Annotated in this window: 8 protein-coding genes; 4 read left to right on the top strand and 4 right to left on the bottom strand. The window is 75.0% G+C overall.

Features of this window, described 5'->3' with window-relative positions; all coding sequences use genetic code 11:
* Positions 1–365: 365 nt before the first annotated feature.
* The gene (locus AC0CYZ_RS23800; RefSeq protein WP_472219928.1) at positions 366–1,112 is read left to right on the top strand and encodes an excalibur calcium-binding domain-containing protein; all 747 of its coding nucleotides are present in this window, start codon (positions 366–368) and stop codon (positions 1,110–1,112) included.
* A 58-nt stretch (positions 1,113–1,170) separates the two neighbouring features.
* Here AC0CYZ_RS23800 and AC0CYZ_RS23795 read toward each other — a convergent pair whose 3' ends face one another.
* On the bottom strand, positions 1,171–2,196 hold the full coding sequence (locus AC0CYZ_RS23795) for an oxygenase MpaB family protein (RefSeq protein ID WP_472219926.1): 1,026 nt from the start codon (positions 2,194–2,196) through the stop codon (positions 1,171–1,173).
* A 162-nt stretch (positions 2,197–2,358) separates the two neighbouring features.
* Between AC0CYZ_RS23795 and AC0CYZ_RS23790 the strand changes: the two genes are divergently transcribed.
* Positions 2,359–2,907: a Clp protease N-terminal domain-containing protein gene (locus tag AC0CYZ_RS23790; RefSeq protein WP_472219923.1), complete on the top strand. Its 549-nt coding sequence runs from the start codon at positions 2,359–2,361 to the stop codon at positions 2,905–2,907.
* On the opposite strand, the gene AC0CYZ_RS23785 is transcribed toward AC0CYZ_RS23790, so the two are convergent.
* A complete protein-coding gene (locus tag AC0CYZ_RS23785; protein WP_472219921.1) occupies positions 2,849–3,715 on the bottom strand; it encodes a hypothetical protein in 867 nt (288 codons plus the stop codon). The two genes, AC0CYZ_RS23790 and AC0CYZ_RS23785, sit on opposite strands and share 59 nt — an antisense overlap.
* Before the next feature lie 47 nt (positions 3,716–3,762).
* Positions 3,763–4,119, bottom strand: a complete 357-nt coding sequence (locus AC0CYZ_RS23780; protein ID WP_472219918.1) for a hypothetical protein — start codon at positions 4,117–4,119, stop codon at positions 3,763–3,765.
* A 74-nt stretch (positions 4,120–4,193) separates the two neighbouring features.
* Between AC0CYZ_RS23780 and AC0CYZ_RS23775 the strand changes: the two genes are divergently transcribed.
* On the top strand, positions 4,194–4,664 hold the full coding sequence (locus AC0CYZ_RS23775; protein WP_472219916.1) for a MarR family winged helix-turn-helix transcriptional regulator: 471 nt from the start codon (positions 4,194–4,196) through the stop codon (positions 4,662–4,664).
* 56 nt (positions 4,665–4,720) lie between these two features.
* On the top strand, positions 4,721–5,311 hold the full coding sequence (locus tag AC0CYZ_RS23770) for a dihydrofolate reductase family protein (RefSeq protein WP_472219914.1): 591 nt from the start codon (positions 4,721–4,723) through the stop codon (positions 5,309–5,311).
* Here the strand turns inward: AC0CYZ_RS23770 and AC0CYZ_RS23765 are convergent.
* On the bottom strand, positions 5,302–5,590 hold a 289-nt coding region (locus AC0CYZ_RS23765; RefSeq protein ID WP_472219912.1), incomplete at its 5' end, for a nucleotide-binding YajQ family protein. The two genes, AC0CYZ_RS23770 and AC0CYZ_RS23765, sit on opposite strands and share 10 nt — an antisense overlap.

The following is a 5,590-nucleotide window of genomic DNA, read 5'->3' as shown; positions in this document are numbered from 1 at the left end:
CCCGCCAGCACGATCCCCTTCACGTCCCGGCTCCCGTCATCGCCGCTACCTCCGCGCCTCGCGGGCCCACCCCGTCAGGCACCCGCCCCGGCGAGGGTAGACGGCGCGGCTCCCGGGGCCGGTGCCGCACCCGGGCTCCCGACGGGGCCGCATCCCCCGTTCGTGTGGTCGCGCGCCGGGTCGATAACGGCGGGGCGGCCCCCGGCGACATCCCCGGCACAACGGCCCCCGGCAGCCACCCACGGCGCCGGCTCACGGTGCCGTTGCTTCCACGCCACATCTCTCGGGGGAGATCCGTGCCTGCTCACCGTCGTGTCCGTCCGGTCCGTCCGCTCCGTCCGGTCCGTCCCGCCGTCGCCGGGCGCGTGGTGCTCTCGGGCGCCGCCGTCCTCGGCCTCGGCGTCGGACCGCTGGTCGGGATCGCCTCGGCGGCGCCGGCCACCCACACGACCTGCGGGTCGTACCAGTACCAGGAGGACGCCGAGGCGGCGCTGCGCGCGGGCGGGCACGGCAACCTGGACGGGGACCACGACGGCATCGCGTGCGAGTCGCTGCCGCACCGCGGCTCGTCGTCGACGCCGGTCACCCCGAAGCCGGCCGCTCCGACGCCGGGCACCCAGCACACCGGCACCCCGCACGCCGGCACCCAGCACCCGGGGACCGCACCTCGGCCCGCGTCGTCGACCTCGACCCGCTCCGCGCGCCCGGCGATCAACGACCTCGACTGCCGCGACTTCACGAGCCAGGCCCAGGCCCAGCGCGTGCTCGACCGCGACCACTCGGACCCGAACCGCCTCGACGCCGACCACGACGGCACGGCCTGCGAGTCCTACGACTACGGGCACGGCTCGACGGCCGGCTCGGTCCAGGCCGTCACGAACACCGAGGGCACCCCGACCGCCGCGTCGTCCGACCCCGGCACCACGTCCGCCGCCGGGCCCGTCGCCACCACCGCCACGGACGTGCCGGTCGGCGGTGTCGCGGCCGGCGACGGGTCCACCGGCGGCGCGGCGGGCGGCGACGCCCTCTGGTACGGCCTGCTCGGCTCGGCGGCGGTGGCGGGCGCGGCCGGCGCCCACCAGTTCGTCGGCGGGCGTCGCCGGCGCGTCTGACCGCGGGCCCCCCGCGTCGTGGGGTCCCCGGGCGGCGCGGACCCGGGGACCACCGACGTCAGGCGGGGAAGGGCACCAGCTCTTCGTGGTGGTGCTTCGGGTAGGGCGCCGGACCCGCCGCCCGCGCCCGATCGGCCAGGATCGCGGCGTACTGCTCCCGCGGGTCGGTGACGCCGTACTGCGCGCGGGCCTCGGCGGGCGCCCGGAGCACCGGGTGCACCGGTGGGGTGCCCCGCAGGACGGGCTCGAGGATCGGTGCGGTGCGCGGGCTCGCGAGGCGCAGCGCCCAGACCTGCAGCCAGGTGCTGGCGGCGACCGCGCGGACGACCGGCCGCGTGAGCGCGATGGCGACGCGGTCGGTGAGGCCGGACTGCGTGGTGGCGCCGAGCTTGCGCATCCACCGCGGCAGGGTGGCGATGACGGCGCGGCGGGCCACCGCGTTGAACACGAAGCGCGCGGCGGCCGGCATGCGCTCGGGCAGGACGATCGTGTTCGCGTCGAGCAGGAAGTCCATCATGTCCTGCGCGACCTCGGAACCGACCAGTCGCGGACGGTAGGCCGCGAAGTAGGCGCGGATGCCGTCGCGGCTGCGGGGGACGTCGGCCGGGTCGATCGTCTGGAACTCGGCCGCCCGCGCGCACTCCTCCCAGTACTGCGCCTCCTCGGCCTCGGTGAGCTTCCCCGGGCCGAAGATCTCGTAGGTGTAGAGGATCGAGTGCCAGGCGGTGAGGTGGATCCACAGCTGGGAGGCCGGGTCGTTCGCGTCGTAGATCCCGCCGGTGACGGGGTCGTGGCCGACGGCGCGCGCGTGGATCTTCATCAGGGTGTCCGAGGCCCGCAGGACGGACTCCGCGTCGCCGAACTTGATCGTCGCGAAGTACTGCATCGTGCGGTCGTAGCGCAGCTTCGGGCGCAGCTTCACCTGCCCGGACTGGTCGACCGACGCGACCAGGTGCGGGTCGAGCTCCTCGATGACGACGGCGCGGAGGAATCCGAGCACGATCGACGTCGGATAGCCCCAGACCCGCCAGGTCACCGAGCCGGGACCGAAGAATCCGTAGTCCTGATGCTGCCGAGCGCCCACTCGTCCACCTCCGTCGCTGTACGTGCGACGCAAAGTAACACCTACCGCATGTATGGGCTACTACCGGTAAGAGGTACACGACGTCAGTCGGGAGGGTGACCCGGAGGAACCTCGGGGATCGTCCCCGAGGTGCCCGTACGGGCGGCGCGTGAGGCTGCCTGCATGTGCCTGCCCCCGCGGTCGCCGCGTCGCTACTCCCGGATGCTCGAGCTGTCGCGGCAGGAGGCGACGGCGCTGGGCGCGCCCGCGGTGGGGACGGCGCACCTGCTGCTCGGGCTCGCCCGTGAGGACCGGGAGCGTGGCGCGGGGCTGCTCGCCGGCGTCGACCCGGACGCCGTGCGCCGGGTGCTCCCGAGGGCCCCGGAACCGTCCCCCGGCCCGCCACCGCTCAGCGTCCGGGCCGGGGTGGTGGTCGGTACCGCGCAGCGGCGGGCCGACCGCCGCGGGGTGCCGGACCTCGAGGTCGAGGACGTGCTCGCGGCGGTGCTGGGCGACCCGGACAGTGCCGCGGTGGCCGCGCTCGAGCGCCTCGGCGTCGACGTCGGTGACCTCTGGTGTCGCGCCCTCGCCGGGCTCGACCGGGACCCGGGCGACCGGTCGGCCCGGGCCCTCGTCCGGGATCCGCGGCCCGTACGCGCCGGGCGCATCCCCGTCAGGACCGGCGTGCTCGCCGCGGGCTCCCGGCCCCGCCGGGCGCGGCGGCCACGCTGACGAGCGTGGCCCCGACGGCGGCGACCAGGGCGGCGGCGCCGAGGGCGGCCAGGACGGTGCCCGCGACGGAGGTCCCGGCCAGCGGGTCGATCCCGGCGAGGACCTCCACCACGACCACGCCCGCGAGGAGTCCGTAGCCGGCCGCGGCCAGGCGCACGACGGCGAGGCGGAACCGCGCCGGCCGGGCCGTGCCCGCGAGCAGCCGGGCCAGCAGGGGCAGCACGAGGACCCCGTGCATCGTCGCGGCGTGCCCGGGCTTGACCCCCGCGGAGAAGGCGAAGGCCGCCGCGCCCGACGGGTCGCCGCGGGAGATGACCACCCCGCGGACGAGCATGTAGACGCCGAGGGCGAGCGCCACCAGCAGGCTCGCGAAGCCGGCGCGCAGCGCCAGCCGCATCTCCGGGGCGACCTCGGGCAGGGGACGCCAGACGAGCAGGGTCGCGACGGTCGTCGTCACGACGATCACGACCGCGCCGCCCGCGGCCGCGCCCGCGACGACGCCCGCGCCCGGGCCGGAGACCCCGAAGTGCGACGTCAGGCCCCGCCACGCCTGCACCGTGATCACGACGACCTCGGTGGCGCACGCCAGCGCGAACGGGACCAGGAGCGCGGGGACACCGCGTCGGGGCAGCAGGCCCAGCACCCAGGTGACGGTGGCCAGGGTCAGCCCGAAGGACACGCCGAACGACGCGGGCTTGCGGAAGGAGAGCGGGCCGTCCCAGGAGCCGCCGGTCGCCACCAGGATCGCGGCGTGCACGATCCCGCTCACGGCGAGCACCGCGGCGAGGACGTAGCAGCCCCGTGCCACCGTCGACGCCTCCCGCCAGGTGGCAGCCGGCTCCCCGGGCGACATCGTCAGGGCCGCGCCGGCACGGGGGCGGCGACGAGCGCGACCACGCCACCGACGACGGCCACCACGAGGCCGAGGACCTGCACCAGGGCCGCGACGAACTGCCCGGGCACCTGGGGGGTGGCGAGCAGGCCCACGGTCGTCCCCGAGGCGATCGCGCCGACCGCGACGAAGGCCGCCACGAGCAGTCCGAGTGCGGCGATCCACCGCCACGCCACCACGGCCACGACGACCGCCGCGGCCGCCAGGATGATCGGGCCCGGCGGCACCGTCGGGAAGCCCGGGACCCCCGTCACGTACTCGAGCAGCGTGCCCACCGCCGCCGTCGCCAGCCCCGCCACCAGCACCGTCTTCGCCTGCATCGTCGACTCCTCGATCAGTTCATGTCGTGACTAATTCATACCATGAATGATATGTGCTGAGTAGAGTCTCCGGCGTGGAGGACGTGGAGCGGCCGCCGGTACGTCGACCGACCGGGACGGGCTTCCTGGTCGCCCAGGTCGGTGCCCTGGGCTCCCGGCTGTTCGGCGATCGGCTCGCCGCGATGGGGCTGACGCTGCCGCAGAGTGCCCTGCTGCGCGCGATCGCCCGCGAGCCCGGCCAGAGCCAGCAGGCGCTCGCCGAGCACCTCGAGCTGGGACCGAGTCGCCTCGTCGTGCTCATCGACGAGCTCGAGCGCGCGGGTGTCGTCGAGCGGCGCGCCCACCCGACGGACCGTCGCCAGCGCGCCGTGCACCTCACCGACGCCGGGCGGGCGCGGATGCGCGAGCTCGTCGTCGCGGCCGCCGACCACGAGGACCTGCTGTGCCGCGCGCTCGACGACGACGACCGCGCACGGCTCCGCGAGCTCCTCGGGCGCGTCGCCGCGGACCACGGCCTGCGGCCGGGGGTCCACCCCGGCACCTGAGCCGAACCGCCCGAGCGACGAGCTCCTGTTGTAGGATTCCGTGGTACACATTCACGATGCGGGTCGTCGTCGTGAACCACGTCAGCCTCGATGGCGTCCTGCAGGGTCCGGGCCGTCCCGACGAGGACACCCGCGAGGACTTCCGGCACGGCGGCTGGGCGCTCGCCGACGACGATCCCGCGATGGGCGCCGCGATGGGCGAGCGCATGGGCGCGGACTTCTCCTGGTTGTTCGGCCGCCGCAGCTACGAGGACATGCTCGGTCACTGGAACCGGGTGGGCGGGCCCTTCAAGGACGGTCTCAACGGTGCTCGCAAGTACGTGGCCTCGTCCCGCGCCGACGCCGAGCTGCCCTGGCCGAACTCGGTGCTCCTGCACGGCGACGTGCCGGCGGAGGTGGCGGCGCTGCGGTCACGGCCCGGCGGGAACCTCGTGATCATGGGCAGCGGTGCGCTCGTCCGCTCCCTGCTCCCGCACGGACTCGTGGACGAGCTGCTGCTGATGATCCATCCGGTGGTGCTCGGCTCGGGCCGCCGCCTGTTCGGTCCCGAGGACGACGCGCGCCGCCTCGAGCTCGTCGGCGCCACGTCGACCGCGACCGGCGTGCTGCTGGCGACCTATCGGCCGGACCCGGCGGCTCAGCGGTAGTTCGTGAACTGCAGCGGAACGTCCAGATCGGCATTGCGCAGCAGCGACTGGACCTCCTGCAGAGCGTCCTTCTTCTTGGCGGTGACGCGCACCTGGTCGTCCTGGATCGCGACCTGCACGCCCTTCGGTCCCTCGTCCTTGACGAGCTTGACGATCTGTCGCGCGTGGTCCTTGTCGATGCCCTGGCGCAGGGTGCCGGCGATGGCGTAGCCCTTGCCCGACGGCTTCGGGTCACCCGCGTCCAGCGCCTTCATCGAGATCGAGCGCTTGACCAGCTTC

This window comes from Actinomycetospora sp. (assembly GCF_055612215.1).
This window is presented reverse-complemented; position numbering and strand designations above follow the sequence as displayed.

Excerpts from the sequence above, each read along its gene's own strand:
- AC0CYZ_RS23780 (WP_472219918.1), bottom strand. The coding sequence starts at position 4,119 with ATGCAGGCGAAGACGGTGCTGGTGGCGGGGCTGGCGACGGCGGCGGTG.
- AC0CYZ_RS23770 (WP_472219914.1), top strand. The coding sequence starts at position 4,721 with ATGCGGGTCGTCGTCGTGAACCACGTCAGCCTCGATGGCGTCCTGCAG.
- AC0CYZ_RS23790 (WP_472219923.1), top strand. The coding sequence starts at position 2,359 with ATGTGCCTGCCCCCGCGGTCGCCGCGTCGCTACTCCCGGATGCTCGAG.